The sequence below is a fragment of the Pseudomonas sp. genome (assembly GCF_046581935.1).
GTDB lineage: Bacteria > Pseudomonadota > Gammaproteobacteria > Pseudomonadales > Pseudomonadaceae > Aquipseudomonas.
Genome location: NZ_JAYGFK010000007.1, coordinates 40,796 through 65,303 on the forward strand (window position 1 = coordinate 40,796; position 24,508 = coordinate 65,303).

Annotated in this window: 23 protein-coding genes; 18 read left to right on the forward strand and 5 right to left on the reverse strand. The window is 60.7% G+C overall.

The annotated features are described in order from the left end of the window. Window positions 1-45 precede the first annotated feature (45 nt). Together VCA57_RS06035 and VCA57_RS06040 are read right to left on the reverse strand one after the other, a co-directional pair. A complete protein-coding gene (locus VCA57_RS06035; RefSeq protein WP_411184061.1) occupies window positions 46-792 on the reverse strand; it encodes a LytR/AlgR family response regulator transcription factor in 747 nt (248 codons plus the stop codon). Next, a complete protein-coding gene (locus VCA57_RS06040) occupies window positions 789-1,871 on the reverse strand; it encodes a sensor histidine kinase (RefSeq protein WP_411184062.1) in 1,083 nt (360 codons plus the stop codon). Before VCA57_RS06040 ends, VCA57_RS06035 begins: the two co-directional genes overlap by 4 nt. A gap of 253 nt (window positions 1,872-2,124) precedes the next feature. Here VCA57_RS06040 and argH point away from each other — a divergent pair, with 253 nt between their 5' ends. The 12 genes from argH to VCA57_RS06100 all read left to right on the forward strand — a co-directional run bounded on the left by argH (window position 2,125) and on the right by VCA57_RS06100 (window position 18,315). Continuing rightward, window positions 2,125-3,519: an argininosuccinate lyase gene (gene argH / locus VCA57_RS06045; RefSeq protein ID WP_411184063.1), complete on the forward strand. Its 1,395-nt coding sequence runs from the start codon at window positions 2,125-2,127 to the stop codon at window positions 3,517-3,519. Window position 3,520: 1 nt separating this feature from the next. Further along, window positions 3,521-4,069 (forward strand): AAA family ATPase, encoded by a 549-nt coding sequence (locus VCA57_RS06050; RefSeq protein ID WP_411184064.1) that lies wholly within the window; start codon window positions 3,521-3,523, stop codon window positions 4,067-4,069. Between the two features lie 34 nt (window positions 4,070-4,103). After that, complete coding sequence (locus VCA57_RS06055; RefSeq protein ID WP_411184065.1) at window positions 4,104-4,583, forward strand: GNAT family N-acetyltransferase; 480 nt, start codon at window positions 4,104-4,106, stop codon at window positions 4,581-4,583. A 24-nt stretch (window positions 4,584-4,607) separates the two neighbouring features. Continuing rightward, the gene (locus VCA57_RS06060; protein WP_411184066.1) at window positions 4,608-4,874 is read left to right on the forward strand and encodes a hypothetical protein; all 267 of its coding nucleotides are present in this window, start codon (window positions 4,608-4,610) and stop codon (window positions 4,872-4,874) included. A gap of 181 nt (window positions 4,875-5,055) precedes the next feature. Beyond that, complete coding sequence (locus VCA57_RS06065; RefSeq protein WP_411184067.1) at window positions 5,056-5,874, forward strand: substrate-binding periplasmic protein; 819 nt, start codon at window positions 5,056-5,058, stop codon at window positions 5,872-5,874. Then, complete coding sequence (locus tag VCA57_RS06070) at window positions 5,871-6,125, forward strand: TIGR02647 family protein (RefSeq protein WP_411184068.1); 255 nt, start codon at window positions 5,871-5,873, stop codon at window positions 6,123-6,125. The genes VCA57_RS06065 and VCA57_RS06070 overlap by 4 nt, the downstream gene beginning before the upstream one ends. A gap of 244 nt (window positions 6,126-6,369) precedes the next feature. Further along, window positions 6,370-9,228 carry a class I adenylate cyclase gene (locus VCA57_RS06075; protein WP_411184069.1) on the forward strand — a complete coding sequence of 953 codons (2,859 nt, stop codon included), beginning with the start codon at window positions 6,370-6,372 and terminating at the stop codon, window positions 9,226-9,228. Window positions 9,229-9,299: 71 nt separating this feature from the next. Next, window positions 9,300-9,803, forward strand: a complete 504-nt coding sequence (locus VCA57_RS06080) for a sigma-70 family RNA polymerase sigma factor (protein WP_411184070.1) — start codon at window positions 9,300-9,302, stop codon at window positions 9,801-9,803. After that, window positions 9,793-10,827 (forward strand): FecR family protein, encoded by a 1,035-nt coding sequence (locus tag VCA57_RS06085; protein ID WP_411184158.1) that lies wholly within the window; start codon window positions 9,793-9,795, stop codon window positions 10,825-10,827. The genes VCA57_RS06080 and VCA57_RS06085 overlap by 11 nt, the downstream gene beginning before the upstream one ends. A 111-nt stretch (window positions 10,828-10,938) precedes the next feature. Continuing rightward, entirely contained in the window at window positions 10,939-13,827 is a 2,889-nt protein-coding gene (locus tag VCA57_RS06090; protein WP_411184071.1) for a TonB-dependent receptor plug domain-containing protein, read from the forward strand. Window positions 13,828-13,840: 13 nt separating this feature from the next. Beyond that, window positions 13,841-16,627, forward strand: coding sequence for an insulinase family protein (locus VCA57_RS06095; protein ID WP_411184072.1), 2,787 nt, complete (start codon window positions 13,841-13,843; stop codon window positions 16,625-16,627). After that, window positions 16,624-18,315 (forward strand): ABC transporter ATP-binding protein/permease, encoded by a 1,692-nt coding sequence (locus VCA57_RS06100; RefSeq protein ID WP_411184073.1) that lies wholly within the window; start codon window positions 16,624-16,626, stop codon window positions 18,313-18,315. The genes VCA57_RS06095 and VCA57_RS06100 overlap by 4 nt, the downstream gene beginning before the upstream one ends. Before the next feature lie 51 nt (window positions 18,316-18,366). On the opposite strand, the gene rnk is transcribed toward VCA57_RS06100, so the two are convergent. From rnk to cyaY, 3 genes are all read right to left on the reverse strand, one after another. Next, a complete protein-coding gene (gene rnk / locus VCA57_RS06105) occupies window positions 18,367-18,774 on the reverse strand; it encodes a nucleoside diphosphate kinase regulator (RefSeq protein ID WP_411184074.1) in 408 nt (135 codons plus the stop codon). 118 nt (window positions 18,775-18,892) lie between these two features. Further along, a complete protein-coding gene (locus tag VCA57_RS06110) occupies window positions 18,893-19,099 on the reverse strand; it encodes a DUF1289 domain-containing protein (protein ID WP_411184075.1) in 207 nt (68 codons plus the stop codon). Further along, window positions 19,080-19,412 (reverse strand): iron donor protein CyaY, encoded by a 333-nt coding sequence (gene cyaY / locus VCA57_RS06115; protein WP_411184076.1) that lies wholly within the window; start codon window positions 19,410-19,412, stop codon window positions 19,080-19,082. The genes VCA57_RS06110 and cyaY overlap by 20 nt, the downstream gene beginning before the upstream one ends. 396 nt (window positions 19,413-19,808) lie before the next feature. On the opposite strand from cyaY, the gene lptM reads away from it, so the two are divergent. From lptM to VCA57_RS06145, 6 genes are all read left to right on the forward strand, one after another. Further along, complete coding sequence (lptM, locus tag VCA57_RS06120) at window positions 19,809-19,985, forward strand: LPS translocon maturation chaperone LptM (RefSeq protein WP_411184077.1); 177 nt, start codon at window positions 19,809-19,811, stop codon at window positions 19,983-19,985. 9 nt (window positions 19,986-19,994) lie between these two features. After that, on the forward strand, window positions 19,995-21,248 hold the full coding sequence (gene lysA / locus VCA57_RS06125; protein ID WP_411184078.1) for a diaminopimelate decarboxylase: 1,254 nt from the start codon (window positions 19,995-19,997) through the stop codon (window positions 21,246-21,248). 12 nt (window positions 21,249-21,260) lie between these two features. Then, a complete protein-coding gene (dapF, locus tag VCA57_RS06130; protein WP_411184079.1) occupies window positions 21,261-22,091 on the forward strand; it encodes a diaminopimelate epimerase in 831 nt (276 codons plus the stop codon). Continuing rightward, on the forward strand, window positions 22,088-22,786 hold the full coding sequence (locus tag VCA57_RS06135; RefSeq protein ID WP_411184080.1) for a DUF484 family protein: 699 nt from the start codon (window positions 22,088-22,090) through the stop codon (window positions 22,784-22,786). Before dapF ends, VCA57_RS06135 begins: the two co-directional genes overlap by 4 nt. A 110-nt stretch (window positions 22,787-22,896) precedes the next feature. Then, window positions 22,897-23,793 (forward strand): tyrosine recombinase XerC, encoded by an 897-nt coding sequence (gene xerC / locus VCA57_RS06140; protein WP_411184081.1) that lies wholly within the window; start codon window positions 22,897-22,899, stop codon window positions 23,791-23,793. Continuing rightward, complete coding sequence (locus tag VCA57_RS06145; protein WP_411184082.1) at window positions 23,790-24,485, forward strand: HAD family hydrolase; 696 nt, start codon at window positions 23,790-23,792, stop codon at window positions 24,483-24,485. Before xerC ends, VCA57_RS06145 begins: the two co-directional genes overlap by 4 nt. Window positions 24,486-24,508 lie beyond the last annotated feature (23 nt).

Here is a 24,508-nt window from a genome sequence, read left to right on the forward strand (position 1 = left end):
CAAGTCAGGCGTGCGACCCGGAGTCATCCGGGCCGGCCGATTACGTCAAAGGTTGTGCATCAACTTGCGCACCCCGGCCACATGCCGGCGACTGACAATCAGCGCTTCCTCGTTCATGCCCTTGAGGAATAGCTGGAAATGCCCGAGCGGAGTACGTTGCAGGCGTTCAATACGCTCACGGGCGACAAGAGCATTGCGATGAATACGCACGAAGCGATCACCAAACTCGTCCTCAAGCGCCTTTAGTGGCTCATCCAACAGCACTTCGCCGCCGACATGGCGCAGGGTCACGTATTTGTGATCGGCAATGAAATAGATCACCTGATCCAGCGGAATCAGCTCAATGCCTTTGCGCGTGCGCGCACTGATATGGCTACGCGGACCACCACCGCTGTCCACTGTCGGGCGGGTCAGGGCGGCCAATTGTACGCGGTTGGGCCGTTCGGCTTTCTTCAACGCCTCACTAAGACTTTCCGCACGAACCGGTTTGACCAGATAACCCACCGCACTGACCTGAAAGGCCTCAAGGGCAAATTCATCATGGGCGGTGCAAAAAATCACTGCCGGTGGCGCTTCACGCTCACACAATTTGGCGGCAACCTGCAGACCATCCAGACCTGGCATGCGGATATCCAGCAATACCACATCCGGCTTCAAGCTCTCGATCAGGCTCAGCGCCTCCTCGCCATTGCATGCCGCGGGCTCAAGCACGCGATAGCCATCGAGTTCGCCCACCATGCGGCTCAGGCGCTCACGGGCCAGGGGTTCATCATCGACAATCAGGACATTCATAATGCACGGGCTTCCTGCTTGGGTCTCGCACAAGGATAGCGTAGACAAGTGAAGTGGCGACCGTCACGGCGCTCAACGCTGAGACTGGCCCGAGGCCCAAAAAGTGCCACCAGGCGTGCATCGATATTGGCCAGCGCCTGATGCGTGCCGCGCGATGCTGGCGGCTCGCTGAGTTGTTCGTATGGATTGCTCACGCACAGCTGGAATACTCCCTCGTGATAACTTGCTTCTACCTTCACTAAGCCACCCTCGATGCGTGGCTGTATGCCATAGATCAAGGCGTTTTCCAGTAAAGGCTGCAATGTCAGTTGTGGAATCGGCAGATCATCCGGTACATCGACAATCTCCCACTGCAACTGTAGACGCTCGCCGAGCCGATAGCGTTCAATCGATAAATATCGTTGCGCCAACTCCAGCTCATCACGCCAGGGCACCAAGCTACCCGGTTTGGCTAGGCTGGCACGGAACAGGTCGGAGAGGTCCAGCACCGCCTGTTCGGCCTTGTACGGATCGACCACCACCAGGCTGGCAATACTGTTCAGACTGTTAAACAGAAAATGCGGGCGGATACGCGCCTGCAACGACTCGATACGCGCGCGCAGCTCGGCTTGCTCCTGCTTGCGCCATTGGCTCTGCAGGTAGAAATAGCGCAGCAGCAGTGCCGACATAATCAGACTGATCAGGCCGTGGCGCAGATACAGATTGACCTCGCCTGCACGCGGCAGTGGCCCGCCCAAATCGTAGTAGTCCGCCACGGCAGTGCACATCAGGCTCAGCGCAACCACAATCGCACAACACAAACCTCCCGCCGTGGCCGCCGGCATGCGCGCCATCAGTGGGCGCAAACGGCACAGTACGGCAGCTGACAGCAGCACAATCCACTGCACAAACAGCGACGTCAGCGCCAGACGCATCCAGTCGAAGCCGGGCAGCATGGGGTCGGACAAAACCAGCACCAATACCAGCAACTCAGCCAGCAACACCATGCTCAGTAGGGCTTCCGGTTCGCACAGTTCAGGGACGAAGAAGTCGTCGACCAGTGGCGGCTGTTTTTCTGCTGCTGTGGATTTTATTTTCATCGCTGCAGTTTCCGCGCGGCCCGCCCCGGCAGCAAGATAGCTAGCGGTGTCCGGGCAAAATAAAGCCCTCAAATGCCCTCGCCACGATAAAACTGTGAACGGCACGACATTGCCTAGGCCAAACCCAGTCGCCAACACCGAGAACGCGACGCGGCGAATTTACCGGCCAGCCTGTTATTATCGGCACACTTTCCCGTCTTGCCGGCCGCTACGCGCGGCCAGCCCGTTTTAGCGCACCAGCCGAGTGAAGCCCATGAGCACTGAAAAAACCAATCAATCCTGGGGCGGCCGCTTCAGCGAGCCAGTCGATGCCTTTGTTGCCCGCTTTACCGCTTCCGTCGAGTTCGACAAGCGCCTGTATCGCCACGACATCATGGGCTCCATTGCCCACGCCACCATGCTGGCCAAAGTCGGCGTACTCAGCGATGCCGAGCGTGACAGCATCATCGACGGCCTGAAGACCATTCAGGGCGAGATCGAGGCCGGCCAGTTCGACTGGCGCGTCGACCTTGAAGATGTCCACATGAACATCGAAGCACGCCTGACTGATCGCATCGGCGTGACTGGCAAGAAGCTGCACACTGGCCGCTCGCGTAACGACCAGGTGGCAACCGACATCCGCTTATGGCTGCGTGACGAAATCGACCTGATCCTCGGCGAAATCACCCGCCTGCAGCAGGGTCTGCTGGAACAGGCCGAGCGTGAGGCGGAAACCATCATGCCCGGCTTCACCCACCTGCAGACCGCCCAACCCGTGACCTTCGGCCATCACCTGCTGGCCTGGTTCGAGATGCTTAGCCGCGACTACGAACGCCTGGTCGATTGCCGCAAGCGCACCAACCGTATGCCACTGGGCAGCGCCGCACTGGCCGGCACCACCTACCCAATCCAGCGCGAAGTCACTGCACAACTGCTGGGTTTCGACGCTGTAGGCGGCAACTCCCTAGATGGCGTGTCGGATCGCGACTTCGCCATCGAGTTCTGTGCTGCAGCTTCGATTGCCATGATGCACCTGTCGCGTTTCTCCGAAGAGCTGGTGCTGTGGACGTCCGCGCAGTTCCAATTTATCGATCTACCGGATCGTTTCTGCACCGGCTCCTCGATCATGCCGCAGAAGAAAAACCCCGACGTCCCTGAGCTGGTACGCGGCAAGACCGGCCGCGTATTCGGCGCGCTGATGGGCCTGCTAACCCTGATGAAAGGCCAACCGCTGGCCTACAACAAGGACAACCAGGAAGACAAAGAACCGCTGTTCGACGCCGCCGACACCCTGCGCGACTCGCTGCGTGCCTTTGCCGACATGATCCCGGCAATCAAACCCAAGCACGCGATCATGCGTGAAGCGGCGCTGCGTGGTTTCTCCACCGCCACCGACCTTGCCGACTACCTAGTGCGCAAAGGTCTGCCATTCCGTGACTGCCACGAAATCGTCGGCCATGCGGTGAAATATGGTGTGGACACTGGCAAAGATCTGGCCGAGATGAGCCTGGAAGAACTGCGCCAGTTCAGCGAGCAGATAGAGCAGGACGTGTTCGCCGTGCTAACCCTGGAAGGCTCGGTCAACGCCCGCGACCATATCGGCGGCACCGCACCGAATCAGGTGCGCGCGGCAGTAGTGCGCGGCAAAGAATTGCTCGCCGTACGCTGATATGCCAGCCCAGTCGCCAGGACGGCGTATCTCGGTGGTCGGTTGCTCCGGCGCGGGCAAGACCACCCTGGCGCGCCGCCTGGCACAGCAACTGGGCTACCGCCATGTCGAACTGGATGCGCTCTACCATCAACCTGACTGGCAATCGCTCCCTACAGAGCAGTTCCAGCAAGCGGCCACCGAGGCCTTACAAGGTGATGGCTGGGTAGTCGAAGGCAACTATTCAGCGGTACGCCCACTGGTGCTCGAACGCTCGGACATGGTGATCTGGCTCGACCTACCCAGAGCTACCGTGATGCGCCAACTGATCCCAAGAACCCTCAAGCGCCTGATACTGCGCCAGACGCTCTGGAACGGTAACCGCGAGCGCTGGGGCAACTTGTTCAAGCTCACCGCCAAGCATTCAATTTTAGTCTGGGCCTGGACCCGCTATCACATCTACCGGCAGCGCTATGGCCACGAGATGCGTAATGCACCGCCAATGCAGCGTTATGTGCGATTGGATTCACGGCAAGCCGTCGAGCATTTTCTAGCAAACCTGCCGGGCTAGTTAGTGCCCTCAACCACACTTCGGAGCCCACCTAATGCCCCTGCAAATCCGCCCCGCCACCCTTGAAGACGCTGCCGTTATTCTGCGTTTTATCACCGATCTGGCGATCTACGAGAAAGCTGAACATGAAGTGAAAACCGATGTGGCCGGCATTCAAGCTAGCCTGTTTGGGCCCGACAGCAGCACTCGCGCGCTGATCTGCGAGTACGCGGGTCAGCCCATTGGTTATGCCGTGTACTTCTTCAACTACTCAACCTGGCTCGGCAAACACGGGCTGTACCTTGAAGACCTTTACGTGACGCCCGAACAACGCGGCGTCGGTGCAGGCAAAGCCTTGCTGCGTCACTTGGCGCAATTGGCCGTCAGCCAAGGCTGTGGCCGCTTTGAGTGGTCGGTGTTGGACTGGAACCAGCCGGCGATTGATTTCTACCAATCATTCGGTGCTCGCGCGCAGGATGAATGGACCACTTACCGCCTTACCGGCCAAGCCCTGCTGGACTTTGCCCAGGGCTAAAACCACTGCATTCAGGAGCCCATCATGAGCGAACAAGACGATGAAGATTTTGCCCAAGACACCTTGACGCAAGCCATCGAGAACCAACTCGAAGCGGGCGAGCCGGCCTTCGTCCAGGCCGTACTGAACAAGCTGACCCTGGTCGGCTACGAACGCGATGAAATCATTGAGCTGATGGCGCTGGTGCTGGCTGATGAGATCGACACCATGCTGCGCGATGACCGCCCTTTTGATCTCGCCCGCTATGAACTGGGATTGCGGACCCTGCCCGAGCTACCGGAAGAAAACTAAGCGGCACGAACCCATACCCGCCGCTCAGCCTGGCAAGCAGATTGCTTGCCAGAGAGTGTATTAGCACCCCATGCACCACAATCAAGCAATGCAGCGGAGTGCTCACAACGACTGACCCGCAAGGTAAGCAAACCGCAACCAGGCTCTCAGACAACCTGACCCCATAAGGCGCAGCCCCCCGATGATCCGTTCGCTCGAGCAAATCGGCATTCTGCTTACCCTGCTCGGCTCACTGGCCAGGGCTGGAGACGTGGCAGCTGACACCCCGCGCATTGGGGCCGAGGACGACTGGTACCCTTACAGTGCCTGGCGTGATGAGCGAATCGTGGGCATGTCGGTGGACATCGTACGCGCCGCCTTCGCTAGCAGCGGCACACCTATTGATCTCGTCCACTACCCCTATTCACGCTGCATGGAAATGACCCGGAGCGGCGGACTTGCGGCCTGCTTCAACACCTCGCCTAATTCGCAAATCGAAGCGCAATTTTTGCTGCCAGAGGAAATGCTGTTCAGCGATGACATTCTGCTCTGGGCGCGCACGGGTGCCGCGCCGCTGAGAAATCTCGATGCCCTGGCCGGCAAACGCGTGGCAGTAACCATCGGCTATACCTACGGCGAGCATTTCGACGCGCGCCAGGACATTCAGCGCATCCCGGTCCGCCGTGACCTTAATGGCTTTCTCATGCTGCAGCGTAATAGGGTTGACTACGTTGTCGCCTTTCGCGGCACTGCCCAGGCACTGATCCAGCAGAATCCGGAGCTTGCTGGCCAGTTTGTCGCTCTGGCCACCGTTCACCAGCCACAGTTGTACCTGAGCTTTTCCCGCCGCCACCCACAGGCGCCAGCACTTATGCAGCGCTTTGACCAAGGCATGCGGCAGATCAGAAAAAACGGCACCTACCAAAAAATTATTGATAACTGGCAGTTTCCTGCTCGGCAAGCTACGGCACACGCCACTACACTGCTGGACAGGCATAACAACAAGACGGAGTCACAATGAAAGCCTTTACTTCAGACCTGATCGACGAACTTGAAATCCTCGCCATGTACAACCTGAGCAACCACCAAGAGGGGCTCAAGGTGCACAACAACGCCTCGTTCAAGGCCCAAGGGGCGATTACCCGCCTGCATGAAAAAGGCCTGATCAGCCAGCCTGACGGCGGCTACCTGACCAGCCTGGGCATTGATGCAGCCGAACACGCTCAAGGCCTGCTAACTATCCTCACGCAAGAACCCGCCTTACTGACATAACCTTCCAGCCAGACCTATCAGCGATATAGCAGCAGACACGGCACAGCACCTGTGCGCTCTGCTGCACACCGCCGCAAGTAAACTGGCACATCTCTCCGGCGATATACGCCCACGCTTCGCCAATGTTGCGCACCTTAACCGCGCGGCCTGCCACAGCACGCGTGATGCCTGCACGTACTGATCAACAGGTTTCAAGAGCGAAGGCAGCTGATAGGCTTGCTTCACCGCCCTAGCGAGCACGAGCATGACGCGCAATCAGGAAATTCGCCCAGACATTGACGACGGTATTGATCGCAAGGTACTGACCCAGCTGCGTGCGCGCTTCCTCACAATCAACCAAACCCGCCTGCAACGCGCCATGCAGGCTCTATCGACACGCCAGCAACTGGTGCTGAAGCTTCTGCCGCTCCTGCTCCACGTCAATCATCCACTGCTACCGGGCTATGTATCCGGGCTAACTCCCGCCGGCCTCAGCGGCTTCGAGCCGGATGACAACCTGCTCGCTGAAGTACAACGCCTGACCCGCTCCTTCGCCTACAAACCCTATCGTGGCAACCAGGCCCTGCCAATTCACGGCTTGTTCCTGATGGGCAGCCTGGGCACCGTAGCCCAGGCAGAACAGAGCGATATGGATTTATGGGTGTGCCATGCCAGCGACCTTAGCCAGCAACAGGTAGACGAACTGGGCAAAAAATGCGCGCTTCTGGAAAGCTGGGCGGCGACCTTCGGTGCCGAAGCGCACTTCTTCCTGATCGACCCTGCGCGCTTCACCCAAGGTGAGCGCGAAGCCCAGTTGACCTCGGATGACTGCGGCACCACCCAACACTACCTGCTACTCGACGAGTTCTACCGCACAGCCATTTGGCTCGGCGGGCGCACACCGCTGTGGTGGCTAGTGCCGGTGTATGAAGAACAGCGTTACCAGCACTACACCAGCACCCTGCTGGCCAAGCGCTTTATCCGCGCTGAAGACGTACTCGATCTCGGCCACCTGGCGCGCATTCCGCCAGAAGAGTTTATTGGCGCAGGTATGTGGCAACTGTTCAAGGGGATTGAGTCACCCTACAAGTCGGTGCTCAAACTGCTCCTGACCGAGGTTTACGCCAGCGAACACCCCAAGGTTGAATGCCTGTCGCTGCGTTTCAAGCAGGCGGTATTCGCCAACCGGCTCGACGTCGATGAGCTCGACCCTTACATCGTGGTTTACCGCCGCCTGGAGGAATACCTCAAGGCCCGCGGCGAGTCTGAACGGCTGGAGCTGATCCGCCGCTGCCTGTACCTTAAGGTCGACAAAAAACTTAGCCGCCCGCCGCGCAACAACCGCAAAAGCTGGCAGCGTCTGCTGCTTGAGCGCCTCACCCGCGACTGGAACTGGGACAGCCGCCAACTAGCAATGCTCGACAGCCGCAGCCAGTGGAAGGTGCGCCAAGTCAGTGCCGAGCGCCGCATGCTGGTCAACGAACTAACCTACAGCTACCGCTTCCTTTCCGAATTCGCCCGTAGCGAGCACGTCGGCAGCTCACTCAACAGCCGCGACCTAGGCATCCTCGGCCGCCGGCTGTACGCCGCCTTCGAGCGCAAATCCGGCAAAATCGAATACATCAACCCCGGCATCGCCCCGGACCTTGCCGAAGACACCCTGACCCTGGCGCAAAGCCCGAGCCCGGACGAGCCCAATGAAACCCTCTGGGCGCTCTACAGCGGCAGTGTCAGCGCTCAGGATCTGGCAGATTTCTCACCGCTCAAACGCGCGCGCGAACTCATCGAACTGCTCGCCTGGTGCCAGCGCAATGGTGTGATCGATAACAGCACGCGCCTGTCACTGCATCCCGGCAGCAGCGATTTAACCGATTTCGAGTTGACCAACTTGCTCAGTAGCCTGCAGCAAGCGATCCCCCTGCCGCTGCCAGCAGTCGATGAAGCCGCTTTGCTAAGCGCCAGCGTGCCCCGCGAAGTGCTGTTACTGGTCAACGTCGGCGTCGACCCGCTCAAGCAGTTCAGCCAGATGAACATGCACATGACCACCGGGCGCACGGATGCGCTGGGCTATTCCGGGGTACGCGAAAACCTGATTCTGACCATCGACCAAGTCACCCTGAACAGCTGGAACGAGCTATTGGTAAGCCGTTATGACGGCCCGCAGGCGCTGCTTAACTGCCTGCGCGACTTCCTCAACAACCTGCCCAGCAGCGGCGGCAAACCCAACCTGCAGGTGCGCTGCTTCTGCCGCAACCGCGCCACGGCGATTGCCGAGCGGGTCGAGGAGCTGTTCCGCACAACCCTCGACAGCTTCAGTAGCGAACAGACCAACCGCTACTTATTGCAGATCAAGCAGCAGTACCACGTGCTCGAACTCAAGCCCGGTCATGTTCGCCACACCAGCCTGAAAGACCTGCCGACACTAATCGAACACCTTGGCGAGGAGTTGCCCGGCTACAGCGAGCTGCACCTGGACCGCAGTGCTCTGGAAGGTGAAGACCTGGCGCTGATCCTGCCGCTTGGGCGTGCGCAGTGCATCCAAGTGTTCTATCGCCTCAACGAGTCCAACGAGACGGCCGAGCTCAGCGTGCTCGACGAACACAATGCGTTGTGGCGGCAACAGATGCCGTTTCGTGACGAGCAAAGCCTGCTGACACCCCTGCAGCGCTTTCTGCAGTCGGTGCTGTACCGACGCAATGCGCTGCTGCCCCTGGACAATCTGCCGGCGCATCAACCGCTTGAAGTGCTGTATTACCAAGTGCTGCCAGATGCGCCACTGCGCGCGCAGCGCCTGGAGCGGCGACCACCGCCACTGTCACCGATCAGCCACCCGTTCTACGACGTGCAGGCCATTGTCGAGCCGGCAGATGGCCACAGACGCTCGCACGTCACGCTGTACTGCAATCATCGAGAGTTTTCTGAACTGGAATACGCCGGCGATCTGTTCGCGGCGGTGGCCCAACATATCCTCGCGCAGCGCCGTGACGGCGCGCGCTACCCCTGCTACATCACCGACCTGGACCTATCCGCGGTACTCGGTGATGGGCATATGCAAAGCGTGCATTACCTGCGCTACAAGAGCCGCTTGGAAGCGGCTCTGAATCAGGCCTTACAAAAGGCCTGAAGAAATACAATTGATATTGATTCTTGATTGCATATAATGCCGACACCTTGCTTTTAGCAGCTGCTACCACCGTGAACGACCCCAAGCTGGACCTCTACCTCAGCCATCGCCGCGCCTTGATCGACTATGCGCGCTCGATTGCTGGCGGCCGCGCCCAGGCTGAAGATGTGGTCCAAGACGCCTGGCTACGTTTTGCCGATACCCGTAGCGACCACACGCTGAGTAACCCGCTCGGTTACCTCTACCGTATCGTACGTAATTTGGCGCTGGACGCCGGCCGTCGCTTGGCCACCGAACAGCGCGAACCTGAAAGTGCCACTCGCCTTGGCGAACTGGTCGCCTCCACCCCATCACCCGAAGCCCAAGTGTGTGACGAGGATGCCCTGCAGATGATCGCCAAAGCGCTGCTGGAGCTGCCCGACCGCACACGCATAGCCTTTGAAATGCACCGTTTGGGCGATTACACCCTGCAACAGATCGCCCAGCACCTCGGCGTGTCGGTCGGCCTGGTGCACAGCCTGGTACGTGATGCCATGACACACTGCGCGCAGTGCCTGGGTGAGCATGAAGACTGAGCCGCCATTGATTGAACCGCCCGCGCCCGCAGCGCAGGTCCCTGCGCATGACCTGGCCAGCGACCCCGCCTGGCAGGCCGCACTGGACTGGCACCTGCGCTTGCACGCACAACCGCACGATAGCGCCCTGCACGCCGCCTTCAACACCTGGTACGGTGCCCACCCTGCGCATGCCCGTGCCTGGCAGCGCGCCCAGCGGGTCTGGCACCTTAGCGGCGCACTGACCACACCGCCTGCAAAGCACACCGCCAGCACACCGCCACCTATGCAGCCGCGCAGCCGGCCACTGCGGCGGCGCAAACGCTTACTTAGTGGCGGCGCAGCCATCGCCGCCTGCCTGCTGGTGCTTGTACTGCAGTGGCCCACCTGGCAAGCCGACTACTACAGCCCGCCAGGCGAGCGGCTAAGCGTTAGCCTGAGCGATGGCAGCCAACTCACCCTCGATGGCGGCAGCGCCGTCAAGGTTAAGCTCAACACAACCCAGCGGCAGGTCACCCTGCTGAAGGGCCGCGTGTACTTTCAGGTCAGCCACGACGTGGCACGTCCGTTTCGGGTCATGGCCGGGACCACCACTGTCACCGTTACCGGTACTGCCTTCACCGTGGCGCGAGGCAATGAACGTTCAAGCGTGGCCGTCGAGCATGGCAGTGTGCAGGTCAATGACCCGCAGACTAAACCAAGCCAGCTCAAGACGCCCCTCACAGCAGGTGATCGCCTGGAGCTGGACCACCGCCAAGGTAAGGCACAGCTGAGTCAGCAGGCGCTGGGGGCCATGGCCGCGTGGCGCAAAGGCCTGCTGGTTGCCAACAACCAACCCCTGACCGAGATACTCGAGCAACTGGCCGAACACCTGCCAGGCCTGGTTATGCTGGACGATCCCGCACTGGGCCAACGTCGCGTCACCGGGGTCTTTGACCTCACTCGTCCGGACGCAGCGCTAGAGGCATTGGTCGCCCCACAAGGCGGTCATATCAAGGCCTACAGTCCCTGGTTGCGGGTGATTCAGGGCCCTCCTGAAAAATAACGCAGTAAATTCTGAAAAAAATCTCCCGCCAGCCGTCTCTTGGCTGCGACGCAAGTGAGAGGCGTTCGCAAATAACGCTATCAACCTTGCACCACTCGGGGAGACGCTTGCATGACCACCTCTGCACCGACCACACCCAACCGCTACCGCTGGCTGAACCAAGTCAGCCTGGCGACCTTACTGCTGATCCAGGTACTGCCCGCCCAGGCCGACGCCCTGCAAGAGCAGTTGGCCCAGCGCCAAGCCTTCGAGGTGGCCGCACAGCCACTGGCCAGCGCGCTGCTGGAGTTTGCTCAGCAGGCCGGTCTGCAGATCAGCGTGGACAGTAATTTGGTCAGCGAGCGCCACTCGACGGGCACCAGCGGCGAGTGGTCCACCCAGGACGCCCTGCAGCGCCTGCTCAGCGGCAGCGGCCTGCGCTGGCGCGTGAGCACGGCCAACAGCCTGACCTTGGAAGTCGACCCGGATTACCGTGCCCAGGATCCTGCGGCATTGCAGACACCGGACATCGTGGTACTGGGCAAAGCCGATCACAATTTTCAGGGCGAGGCCGTAATCAATAGGCGCGCCATCGAGAATTTCGCCGGCGGCAACGGCGACCTCACCACCATGCTGAAAATGCACCCCAGCGTGCGCTTCGACACCACCCAGCAAAGCTCCAATACCCCCGGCGAGATCAACCCGGCCGACATCAGCATCAACGGTGCCAAGTTCTACCAGAACAACTTTATGGTGGATGGCATCAGCATCAACAACGACCTTGATCCGGGGGCCAGTTCGGGATCGCGCAGCGACGTCAATGGGCAATACCTACTGCCAAGCAATGCATTTGGTATCGCCCTGGACGCTGACCTGCTGGAAGAGGTCCGGGTCTATGACTCCAACGTCTCGGCCAAATATGGACGGTTTAATGGTGGGGTTATCGATGCCATAACACGCCGGCCAAGCAAAGAGTTTCATGGCAAGGTTTCTGCGCAGATGACCAAGTCTGACTGGACCCGTTACCACATCAACAACGACCAAATGAGCGATGAGGAATTCGCTAAATCGAGTACCTACTCCAACCAACCGGAGTTTGAAAAACTCACCACTCGCGTCATGCTTGAAGGCCACCTGACCGATAATTTCGGACTGATCGGCAACTTCGTGCGCAAAACCTCGGAAATACCCCTGTATTCATACGATGGCGGTTTTGTAAGTGCTGGCGACAAGACCAAGCACAACCAAGAACGCCTTATCGAAAACAAGATGATCAAAGCGTTCTGGACGCCCAGCGATCGCCTAGACATGACCCTGACCCTAGTCGACGCCCCCGCCGAGAACACTTATTTCAAGAGCAACCAGCGAGACTCGGGCTTTCGCATTGACCAGGGCGGGCAAACCGCTGCCCTCAAGACAATCTGGACCGGCGACACGCTCACTTATACCCAACAGTTTGCCTACAAGATGGTGCAAAGCTCGCGGGATGCCGATAGCAGCACTCTCAAACAATGGCGCTGGTCGCAAGAAAAGAACTGGGGCAACCCCTTCCGTGACGGCGTACTTTACGCCGGCTCCACCAGCATAGAGGGGGGCATGGGCGATATCGAACAAGAGCAGAGCGGGCTTGAATACAACCTGGATATCCAGGCGATTCCTTTCGACCTGGCAGGCTCAGCTCACACGCTGTCCTTTGGCATGGAAGTACGCCGACAAAAAGCCTCTTATGAGGTATCAGAAGACACCCTTAGCGCGTCGGTTCTGCGCCGCAGTAATGCCACTAGCAGCAGCACTTGCGTGACCGCCAGCGGACAACTGGACAATGATTACTGCTCGATCAGCGTGGACGCTATTGGTACCCCTGAACGCCAGTACTTTGGCTTATTGAACAGCGTGCGCGCTGGCAAGGTCGAGGCTGAGCAAATCGACTATGCGCTTTACCTGCAGGACGACATCCAAATCGGCAACCTGAAGCTGCGCCCCGGCGTACGTTTTGATGCCGATGACTACATGGACAAAAAGACCATAGCCCCACGCTTTGCCGCCAGCTACGACTTCTTCGGTGACGAGACCAGCGTGCTCACAGCAGGCCTCAACCGCTACTACGGCCGCAACCTGTTCAAATACCGCCTCGCGGACGGGCGCGAGTCATTGCGCTGGCGCGCCACGCGTCTCAACTCGAGCACCGACACCATTCGCGACTTTGGTCCATGGACCAACTTTGGTGTAGACGAGAACAGCTTCCGCCAGCTCGACATCCCCTACGACGACGAATGGATGGTGGGCTTTTCACAGCGGCTGGTCGGCCTGCAATTTGACCTCAAATATGTGCACCGCGACGGCAAGGATCAGGTTGTACGCAGCCGCGCCAATTACTTGGGACTGGAGCAAGGTAATGGCGTCGACGCCATCGACAACTACTACACCTACACCAACGCAGGGCAAAGCCGCAGCGAGACCGTAACCCTGACCGTCACTCCGCTCGAAAACCTCAGGTTCGCAGGCACCATGACCAGCTTTATGCTCGGCCTGGACTGGAACCGTACACAAAGTCCACAGAGCAATTACGATGACCTGCTCAACGAAGACCGCCTGGCTGACGAAGATGTTTACTTTGATGGCCGGCTGATTTCTTACAGCGAATTGCCTGCAAACAACTTCAACCGCCCCTGGACAGCCCGCCTGAATACGGTCACCAGCATCCCGGCGCTGAACCTAGCGTGGACAAACTTCCTGCGTTATCGGGGTGCCTATGAACAGATATTCCGGGCAAACCCTGAAAACATCACGATCAATGGCGGCACCTACGAAAACTATGAAGTTGGCGAAGTAAGTGCGGCACCAACCTGGGATACCCGGGTCAAGTGGACATTGCCGATGGGCGGCTCACAGTCGACTTACGTGGCAGTAGATGTCACCAACGTCACAGACAAAGTCAACAATATCGTCAGTAACACCGCCGGTGTAATCAGCTACGAAACCGGCCGCCAATACTGGCTCGAAGTCGGCTACCAATTCTAAAAAGGTGCGCTCCATGTATCCCGTGAAAATCCTTTTCGCGGCACTGGCAGCGTTGCTGCTTGGTGCCTGTAGCCACCTGCCCGCCGGCGATACACCACTGCCCTGGCACCCCGCCGTCAGCCGTGGCGAGCTGCCCAATGGCTTGCGCTACAACCTGATCCCCGTCGATGCGCAAAAAGGCCGCCTGGATATACGCCTGACAGTGCAGGCCGGCTCGGTGGACGAAACCGATGACCAAGTCGGCATCGCTCATATGCTTGAGCACCTGACCTTCTACAGCCACGGCGGCGATGCGCTTGATGTGCGCCAGCGTCTGCAGAAAGCCGGCTGGCTACAGGGACGCCACTTCAATGCGGTGACCAACTACGAACGCACCCAATACCTGCTCAGCCCGCCCGATGGCACAGCGAGCACTGCGTTGGCCCTGCAAGCGCTGTCGACGATGGCCTTCGCGGGCGACTACAGCGTGGCCGACCTGCAGCGCGAGCGCCCCATCGTGATCGAAGAATGGCGCGGTGGCCTCGGCGTGGCACAACGCATGAACGCCAAACGCACCGCCGCCCAGCGCACCGGTTCGCGTTACCCGGCACACCGCACCATCGGCAATCGCCAAGCCATCGAGCAGGCGCAGCTGGCGGCGCTGCAAGCATTCCAGCAGCGCTGGTATCTGCCGAACAATATGGTGCTGAACATCGTCGGCGACTTCGATCCGCAGCAGATGATCCAACAGATCGAGCAGCACTTCGGCGCGCCCGCACGCGGTGAACGCCCATCGCGCGAGCACCTTGAACTGCCATTGGATGACCGGTTGAAAGTCTTCCGTGTGCAGGACAGCCAGAGCGGCAGCAACCAGGTCGCCCTGCTGTTCCGCTTCCGCCAGTTGGATATTCGTCAGCAAAACCAGGCCGGCGGGCGTGAGCGTTTGCTTGATCGCCTGGCGCTCAGCCTGCTGTCACGGCAACTGCGCCGCCAACCGCGGGATGAAGGCGTTGCCAGCCTGACCGCGGTCAAGACCCAGATCGGCCGGCGCACCGGTGTACTGGCAGTGGCTGCCAGCGTCAAAGGTCAGCGACATGAGCAGGCCTTGCAGAGCGTATTGCGCGAGCTTGAGCGGGTGCGCCAGCACGCCTCGTACGACGCTGATGTGCAAGCGGTGAAGGATGAGGTGCGGCAGATCGCCGAGCGCATGCTGGCGAAGCCGGTGACCCGGGATTTCGACGGATGGGTACGGCAACTCAATGACGCCACCCTGGGCGAACGGGTACTGCAAGACCCTGCCGCCATCGCGCGCAACACCCTCGTCAACCTTGACAGCATCAGCAGCCGCGAGCTGCACCAGCGCATCAACAGTTGGCTCGCCAGCCCGGATCGGGTGCTGCAACTCAGCGCGCCAGGCGGTACGCCGCTGACCCTGCCTGACGCCGACAGGGTCGAGCTGCAGGCTCGTGACTGGACAGCCAGCCAACTCGCCGCACCGCAGGCGCCAGTCGCCCAGGTGACAGTGGCTATCCCTACGCTGCACAGCAGCGCAGCGGCTGGCCGTATCGATACGCGTCGGCGCTTTGCCGCTGAAAACGTCGAACACTGGCAGTTGAGCAATGGTGACCGCCTGGTGTGGCTGCGTGCAAAGGGAGCAGACGGCAAAGCACAGCTGCGCGTCGATTCCGGTGCCGGATTTATGCACCAGGGCGCGCCAGCCTGGCGCGCGCAGATCGCCAACCAGCTAGCCCTGCAGATGCCGCCCATGGGCTGGAGCGCCGAGCAGTTCAGCGCCTGGAAACAGCGCGAAGCTGTACAACTGTCCTTTACCCAAGGCCCGCAGCGCCTGGAAGCCCAGGGCAACGCCGAGCCCGCACAGCTGGCAAGCCTACTGGCGCTCTACCAGGCGCAACAAGTTCGCAGCCGCCTGGACGACACAGCCTATCGCGAGAGCCTGGATGACCTGCGTGAGAGCGTGCTGCGCCAACGCGATCATGTACGCAGAGCGCAAGACGCCACCTGGCGTGAGCTCAAGCAGGGCCAGAATGACTGGCAAGAGCCGACGACCCAGGAAATCGACCAGCTCAGCCGGCAGGTGCTGGAAGCCGAATGGCGCCGCCAAGCCGCCGCGCCGGTGACCTACTACCTGATGACCGATCTACCGGAGGCCGAGCTGCGTACGCTGGTCAGCCGCTACCTGGCCGGTATCCCGCGGGGCGAGCAACTACTCAGCAAGCCCAGCCCTCGCCAGCCGGGCCAACGCCAGGCCACCCTGGCCATCGCCCAGGAACCGCGCACCAGCCTCTATGGGGGCAGTTTTCAGGCGTATCCATGGAGCCCGGCAGATGCTGCACGAGTGGCGGCGCTGCGTGAAATCGCCAACACCCAGCTCAAGCAACGGCTGCGCGGCGAGGCTGGCGGTATCTACAGCCTGACCTTCGACAGCGAACTCAGCCCCGAGCACCAGCGCATCGACAGTGAACTGCGTTTCAGCAGTGATCCACAGCGCGCCGACGAGCTGTGGCAACTGGCCCGACAAACCCTCGCCAGCTTGCCGGAGGCCATCGACGACGCGCGCGTGACCACGATGCGCCGCGAGCTACAGCGCCAGGAAGCCCAGCGCCGCAAGGATCCCAGCACCCAGCTGCACCGCCTGATCCTCAGCGAGCGCGCCTGGAACGACCCGCGTTACCTCAGCCAACAACACCAGTTGCCTGCGGCGCTTGAGCCTGCAGCCCTCAAGCGTCTGGCCCGCCAGCTTTTCCCCGAGGCCAATCAAGTGCGCCTGCAAGTGCTGCCGGTACAGGACGCAGAATCATGAAAACCCTGCGCCTGTTCTTCGCCCTGGCCCGCCCCTTCTGGGCCAGCCGCGCCGGCTGGTCGGGCTGGTTACTGCTGGCTTCGGTGTTCGTCATGGGCGCCGGCATCGTCCAGGTCAATGTCTATATCAACGCCTGGAGCAAGACCTTCTACGACACCCTGGCGACCTTCAATGGCAGCGCCCTGCTCGATCTGATGGCTACTTACTCACTGGCCATCGGTGCGCTGATCCTGGTGATCGTGTCGAAGAACTGGCTGACCAAGGAGTTGATCCTGCGCTGGCGCCAGCACCTTAACGACCACCTACTCGATCACTGGCTGGGCGAGCGTCGCTACTACCGGCTGGGTCTGAGCGGCGAGCCGGATCATCCGGATCAACGCATCGCCGAGGATGTACACCTGCTGACGGACAAGACCGTCGGCCTGGTGGTTTCGCTGTTTATCAATACGCTGCAGATCGGTGCCTTCATCAGCGTTCTCTGGCAACTCTCCGGCACCCAGACTTTCAGACTCGGTGACTACAGCCTGACCTTCGACGGTTACCTGGTCTGGGCCGTGGTGATCTATACCCTGATCGGCACCCTGGTCACTCACTGGCTAGGCCATCCGCTGCACGGCCTCAACTACGAACGCCAGCGCAGCGAGGCAGCCTTTCGCGCCGACCTGCTGCGCAAACGCGACCATGCCGAGCAGATCGCCCTGTACGGCGGTGAACAGGCCGAGCGGCAGAGCCTGGGGCTAAGCTTCGCCGCCATCGCCGACAACTGGCGCGACCTGATGCGTCGGGAATTGAAGCTGGGCACCTTCACCGTCGGCTATGACCGCGTCAGCAATATCGTGCCGGTGTTCCTCGCGTTGCCTGCGTTCCTGGCCAAGACCATCACCCTGGGCGGGTTGATGCAAATCCGCACGGCCTTCGGCGCGGTACATGACTCGCTGGGTTGGTTTATCTATTCCTACCGCACCCTGATGGAGTGGAGCGCCACGGTACAGCGCCTGAGCCAATTCCAGCAGGCCATGGCGCAACTGCCGCCCATTCAGCTCGCGCGCGGCGAAGCACTCGCTACTTACGCGCTGGATATACTGCGGCCCACGGGTGAAGCATTGCTGTGCGACCTGACACTGCAGGCCCGTCCGGGCGAATGGCTGCGCCTGGCGGGCGACAGCGGCCTGGGTAAATCCACCCTGCTGCGTACCCTGATGGGGCTCTGGCCGCATCACCGCGGTACCTGGCAGCTACCAGGCGGGCGCAGCCTATTACTGCCACAAAAACCCTATCTGGCCAGCGGTCGCCTGGACCAGTTACTCGCCTATCCGGCGACGCAGATTCCAGCCGCCCTCGAACTGATTGGCGCACTGAAGGATGTTGGTCTCGGCCAGCTCACGGCAGATCTGGCGCGGAACACCGAATGGGGTCGGGAGCTTTCCGGCGGTGAGCAGCAGCGCTTGGCCCTGGCCCGCGCCCTGCTCTATCGCCCGGATACGCTGTACCTCGACGAAGCCACCAACCAGCTCGATGAGCAGGCGGCCTGCGAATTACTCGGTCGCCTGCGCGAGCGTTTACCCGCCTGCACACTGATCGGCATCAGTCATCAACCTGCCGTACAGCAGTTGTTCAAGCGCAGTATTGATCTGCAGACCTATGGCGTAGCTTGCCAGCAGCTAACCCGCGCGCAGCAGCCAACATGAGCCGGTGCCTGGATAGGTGAGCCCCGGCCGCAACCGGGCGCAGAGGAGGCGTTAGCGGGTGTACTCGCCCGCCGCTTCCGGCTGGTATTCCACTGCCAACAGCGTCAGTTTTAGCACTTTGCCGCCGGGCGCAGCCCAATCGATATGCTGGCCGACCGACAGCCCCAGCAATGCCGTACCAATCGGCGCAAGAATCGATACGCAGCCTTCGCCACCGGCATCCTGCGGGTAGACCAAGGTGAGGTGATAATCCTTACCGCTGCTTTCTTCACGGCAATGTACCCGTGAGTTCATGGTCACCACACCAGCCGGCACCTCGTCATGGCCAACCACTTCGGCACGATCGAGTTCAGCCTGCAAAGCCACAGCGCCAGGGCCGAAATCATCCAAACCGTCGAGCAAATGCTCTAGACGCTGCAGATCAAGACGGGTGATGGTGAGCGAAGGTGTGCTGGTCATGGTGCGGGCATTTCCCCTTTACGGATCGTGAAAAAAGCAAAACCCCATCACGAAGATGGGGTTTTGCAAGTAGTGGGCTGACCGTAACACAGCCACTTAAATAAACAAGACCACCCGCTCAAGGCCAGCTATGACGCTGTTGTAGACGCGCCTCAGCAGCGGCGCAAATCGCGCGCTGGCGCGGCGGGTCGACTTTGCTCCAATCAAGAATCTCTTGCAGCGTACGGCCACAGCCCAGGCAAACATCCTGATCATCAAGGCAACACTGGCGCCTGCATGGCGAGACAACAGGCTCGCCTGCCGCCTCAGAGTTCTTCGAACTCAAGGTCGGCACCTGACTGTTCCAGAACAATACGCGCCAGCATTTCACCCAACTGTTCGTCGCTGCTGTCGCAGATCCAACGCTCACTGGCCTGATCGTAATCGAAATGGAAACCGCCGGAACGCGCCGCTAGCCAAAGTTGGCGCAGTGGCTCCTGACGGCTGAAGATCAACTGGCTGCCGCCCTCGAAACGCACGGTCAGCACACCGGCGGAGTTCTCCAGATCCAGGTCCAGGTCGCTGTCATCGAAAATATCTTCCACCGCCTGCTGGGTGGCATCGACCAGATCGTGAAAGCGGGCTTCGGTCAAACTCATTACGACTACCTCAAAAAATCAGCGACTACAAAGTCTTGGAAACTGGCGCTATGAAAGCCTGACGGGCCAACTTAGGCAAGGCGCAGCAGGTAATAGCGGGCGCGTTTAATCCAGCAAACCGACTGAAGGATAACCCGCTCCCGCGCAAAAGCCGCAGCAGGGTACGCGCATGAAGCGCCAAACGCGCGGAGATTTATTGCAGACCTATACCGGCACCCGGCAATTGCCGCGAGCGTTTCAAGTCGTACCGAACGACTCATAACAAGCACCTAGCCCATTCACCCTCCTGATCGCCGGAGCTTGGCGCTTAGCCCAAAGATCCAGGCAAAGCCCCGCCAGACGGGAAGCCCGGCGCATAGGCAAGGCGTCGGGGGGTCGGTATACTCCGGCGCAATCATGCTTTATTACAGGGATTTCATCATGAAGCGGTTATTTACTGCCCTCTTCACCGTGGTTGCTATCAGCACACTGCTCGCTGGCTGCGGCCAAAAAGGCCCACTTTTCTTGCCAGAAGAAAGCCAGCCAGTACCGGCACAGGCTGAACCAGCAGCTGAACCTGCGCAGACCGAATAAGGACAGCACATGAACGCCTTCAACTACCGCGACGGTACGCTGTTCGCGGAAGGCGTGGCGTTGTCCGCCATCGCCCAACGTTTCGGCACGCCGACTTACGTTTACTCGCGCGCGCACATTGAAGCGCAGTACCGCGCCTATGCCGATGCACTGCAAGGCATGCCGCACCTGGTCTGTTTTGCCGTCAAAGCCAACTCCAACATCGGCGTGCTGAATGTCTTGGCACGCCTTGGCGCGGGTTTCGATATCGTCTCCCGTGGCGAGTTGGAGCGCGTGCTGGCGGCCGGTGGCGAGGCGAGCAAGATCGTCTTCTCCGGCGTTGGCAAGAGTCGCGATGACATGCGCCGCGCCTTGGAAGTCGGCGTGCATTGCTTCAACGTCGAATCCACTGACGAGCTGGAACGCCTGCAAGTGGTTGCCGCAGAACTGGGCAAAACCGCCGCGATCTCGCTGCGAGTCAACCCGGACGTCGACGCCGGCACTCACCCGTATATTTCTACCGGGCTGAAAGAAAACAAATTCGGTATCGCTATCGCCAATGCGCCGGCCGTATACGCCCGCGCCGCTGCTTTGCCGAACCTGCACGTGGTTGGCGTCGACTGCCACATCGGCTCGCAGCTAACCAGCTTGCCGCCGTTTCTCGACGCGCTCGACCGTTTGCTCGCGCTGATCGACAACCTGGCGGCCAGCGGCATCCAGATCAAACACCTGGACCTCGGCGGCGGCCTCGGTGTGCAGTACCGCGACGAACAACCACCGTTGGCCGGCGACTATATCGCCGCCGTACGCGAGCGCATTGCCGGCCGCGATCTGGCGCTGGTGTTTGAGCCGGGCCGCTCAATTGTCGCCAACGCAGGCGTACTGCTGACCCAGGTCGAGTACCTCAAGCACACCGAGCACAAGGACTTCGCCATCGTCGATGCGGCGATGAACGACTTGATTCGCCCAGCCCTGTACCAGGCCTGGATGGACGTGGTGCCAGTGAAGCCACGCGACTGCGCGACGCGCAACTACGACATCGTCGGGCCCATCTGCGAGACTGGTGACTTCCTCGCCAAAAACCGTGAGCTGGCCCTCGCCGAAGGTGACCTGCTGGCCGTGTGCTCCGCAGGCGCTTACGGCTTTGTCATGAGTTCCAACTACAACACCCGCGGCCGTGCCGCCGAGGTGATGGTGGATGGTGAACAGGCCTTCGAAGTGCGTCGTCGCGAGACGCTCAGCGAGCTCTTTGCAGGCGAAAACTGCCTGCCGCCCGCGAGCTAAAAGGACACGCTCATGCTATTGCGCTTTACCAAGATGCACGGCCTCGGCAACGACTTTATGGTCCTCGACCTGGTCAGCCAGCACGCGCATATCCAGCCGAAGAACGCCAAGCAGTGGGGCGACCGCCACACTGGCGTGGGCTTCGACCAACTGCTGCTAGTCGAACCGCCGAGCAACCCGGATGTCGACTTTCGCTACCGCATCTTCAATGCCGATGGCTCGGAAGTGGAGCAATGCGGCAATGGCGCACGCTGCTTTGCGCGCTTTGTGCTGGACAAGCGCCTGACGGTGAAAAAGCAGATCCGCGTGGAGACCAAGGGCGGCATCATCGAGCTGGACGTGCGATCCGACGGGCAGATCAGCGTCAACATGGGCGCACCGCGCCTGGTGCCGGAGCAGATCCCGTTCCAGGCCGAACAGCAAGCACTGAGCTACCAGGTTGCGGTGAATGATCAGCAGGTCGAGCTGGCCGCCGTGTCGATGGGCAACCCGCACGCGGTGCTGCGCGTCGACAGTGTCGATAGCGCCCCGGTGCACAGCCTTGGCCCACAACTCGAACACCACCCGCGCTTCCCGCAGCGAGTCAATGTTGGCTTCCTGCAGGTAGTCGACCGCCAGCGCGCGAAACTACGCGTGTGGGAACGTGGCGCAGGAGAAACCCAGGCCTGCGGCACCGGCGCTTGCGCGGCGGCAGTAGCGGCAATCAGTCAGGGCTGGATGGACTCACCGGTACAAATCGAATTGCCCGGCGGCAGGCTGAGCATCGAGTGGGCAGGCCCAGGCCAGCCCGTTATGATGACTGGCCCCGCTGTACGTGTGTACGAAGGACAGGTTCGCCTATGACCGATAAGCCGGATTCACCCAAGCCATTGGACTCGGAGACAGTTGCCGCGTATCTGCGCCTGCACCCGGAGTTCTTTATCGATCACGACGAACTGATACCCGAGCTGCGTATTCCGCATCAACGCGGCGACACCGTGTCACTGGTCGAACGCCAGGTGAAACTGCTGCGCGAACGCAATATCGAAATGCGCCACCGCCTCTCGCAACTGATGGACGTGGCCCGCGACAACGACCGCCTGTTCGACAAGACCCGCCGCCTGGTGCTTGATCTGCTCGATGCCAGCAGCCTGGAGGAAGTGGTCAGCTGCGTTGAAGACAGCTTGCGCAGTGAGTTTCAGGTGCCCTTCGTCAGCCTGATCCTGTTCAGCGACGCGCCTTTGCCGGTAGGCAAGTCGGTCAGCAGCGCTGAAGCGCATCAAACCATCGGCGGCCTGCTAACCAGCGGCAAGACCATCTGCGGCGTGCTGCGCGAGCATGAGCTGGGGTTTCTGTTCGGCAGTGAAGACGGCGCGCAAGTCGGCTCTGCAGCAGTCGTCAGCATCAGTCATCAGGGCCTGCATGGTGTGCTGGCCATCGGCAGCGCCGACCCGCAACATTACAAAAGCTCGCTGGGTACGCTATTCCTCGGTTACATCGCCGAAGTGCTGGCCCGCGTCGTACCCGGCTTTGCCACACCACTGCGCTCGGTACGCTGAAACCCAGAATGGGTTGCACAACACGATAGCCATCAAGTCCGCGTGACATGGCTATTGCACCGCACCGACGGTATCCCAGTCATTGCATCGGTCACACGTAGGGAGCTTCCATGCAAGACCTCTTGGACGCCTACCTCGAACACCTGCGCAGCGAGCGCCAGCTCTCCTCCCACACTCTCAGCGGTTATGGCCATGACTTGGCCAAGCTGCTGACGTTTTGCCAGAGCGAACAACTCGAACACTGGCGCGCGCTCGACACCCCGCGCCTGCGCCGCCTGGTCGGCCGCCTGCATATGCAGGGCAATTCCAGTCGCAGCCTGGCACGCTTGCTGTCGGCAACCCGCGGCCTGTACCGCTACCTGATCCGCGAAGGCCACTGCCAAAGCGATCCGGCCAGCGGCCTGATGCCGCCCAAAGGTGAACGCCGCCTGCCAAAAACCCTGGATGCCGACCGCACCGCACAACTGCTCGACGGCGCGCTGGAGGACGACTTTATCGCCCTGCGCGATCAGGCCATGCTTGAGCTGTTCTATTCATCAGGCCTGCGCCTGTCAGAGCTGGTCAGCCTGAATCTCGATGGCCTCGACCTACCTGCCGGCCTGGTGCGCGTCACCGGTAAAGGCAACAAAACCCGCGAGCTACCCATCGGCCGCATGGCACGCCAGGCCATGGAACAGTGGCTGCCGTTGCGCGCCCTGGCCAAGCCGGCCGATGGCGCGGTGTTTATCAGCCAGCAAGGCCGCCGGATCGGTCCACGCGCGGTACAGCTGCGGGTGCGCCAAGCAGGCGTACGCGAGCTGGGCCAGCACCTGCACCCGCACATGCTACGGCACAGCTTCGCCAGCCATATGCTGGAGTCGTCGCAAGATCTACGCGCCGTGCAAGAGCTGCTCGGCCACGCCGATATCGCCACCACGCAGGTTTACACCCACCTGGATTTCCAACACCTGGCCACGGTCTACGACCAGGCTCACCCTAGGGCTAAACGCAAAGGCAACGCCGAATGAGCATTCAGCTGATCACCTTCGACCTCGATGACACCCTGTGGGATGTCACCCCCGTGATGCAGGACGCCGAAGCCGCGCTGCGCAACTGGCTGGCCCTGCATGCACCAAAGCTCGGCGCTGTGCCGGTGGAACACCTCTGGTCGATTCGCGCCGCCTTGCTGCAAGCCGAACCGCTGCTCAAGCACCGGCTCAGCGAGCTGCGTCGGCGCATCCTGTTTCATGCGCTGGAAAACGCCGGTTATTCGCATACGGATGCCGAGATGCTGGCCGAGGCAGGTTTTCAGGTGTTTCTCGCGGCGCGCCATCAAGTTGAGCTGTTCGCCGAGGTCCATCCAACGCTTGAGGCGTTAGCCAACCGCTTCCAACTCGGGGTGATCACCAACGGCAATGCCGATATACGTCGTCTGGGCCTGGCCGACTACTTCCAATTTGCCCTGTGTGCCGAGGAATTGGGCATCGGCAAACCCGACCCAAAACCTTTTACCGAAGCCCTAAAACGCGCAGGCATTGCCGCTGAACACGCGGTGCACATTGGTGACCACCCCAGCGATGACATTGCCGGCGCACAGGCTGCTGGCTTACGCGCAATCTGGTTCAACCCACAGGGCAAGGATTGGGCTGCCGATAACCAACCTGACGCGCAAATCCGCAGCCTCGCGGAGCTACCAGCACTGCTACACAGCTGGGCCTAGGCTGAGCATCATAGGGCGGCTCC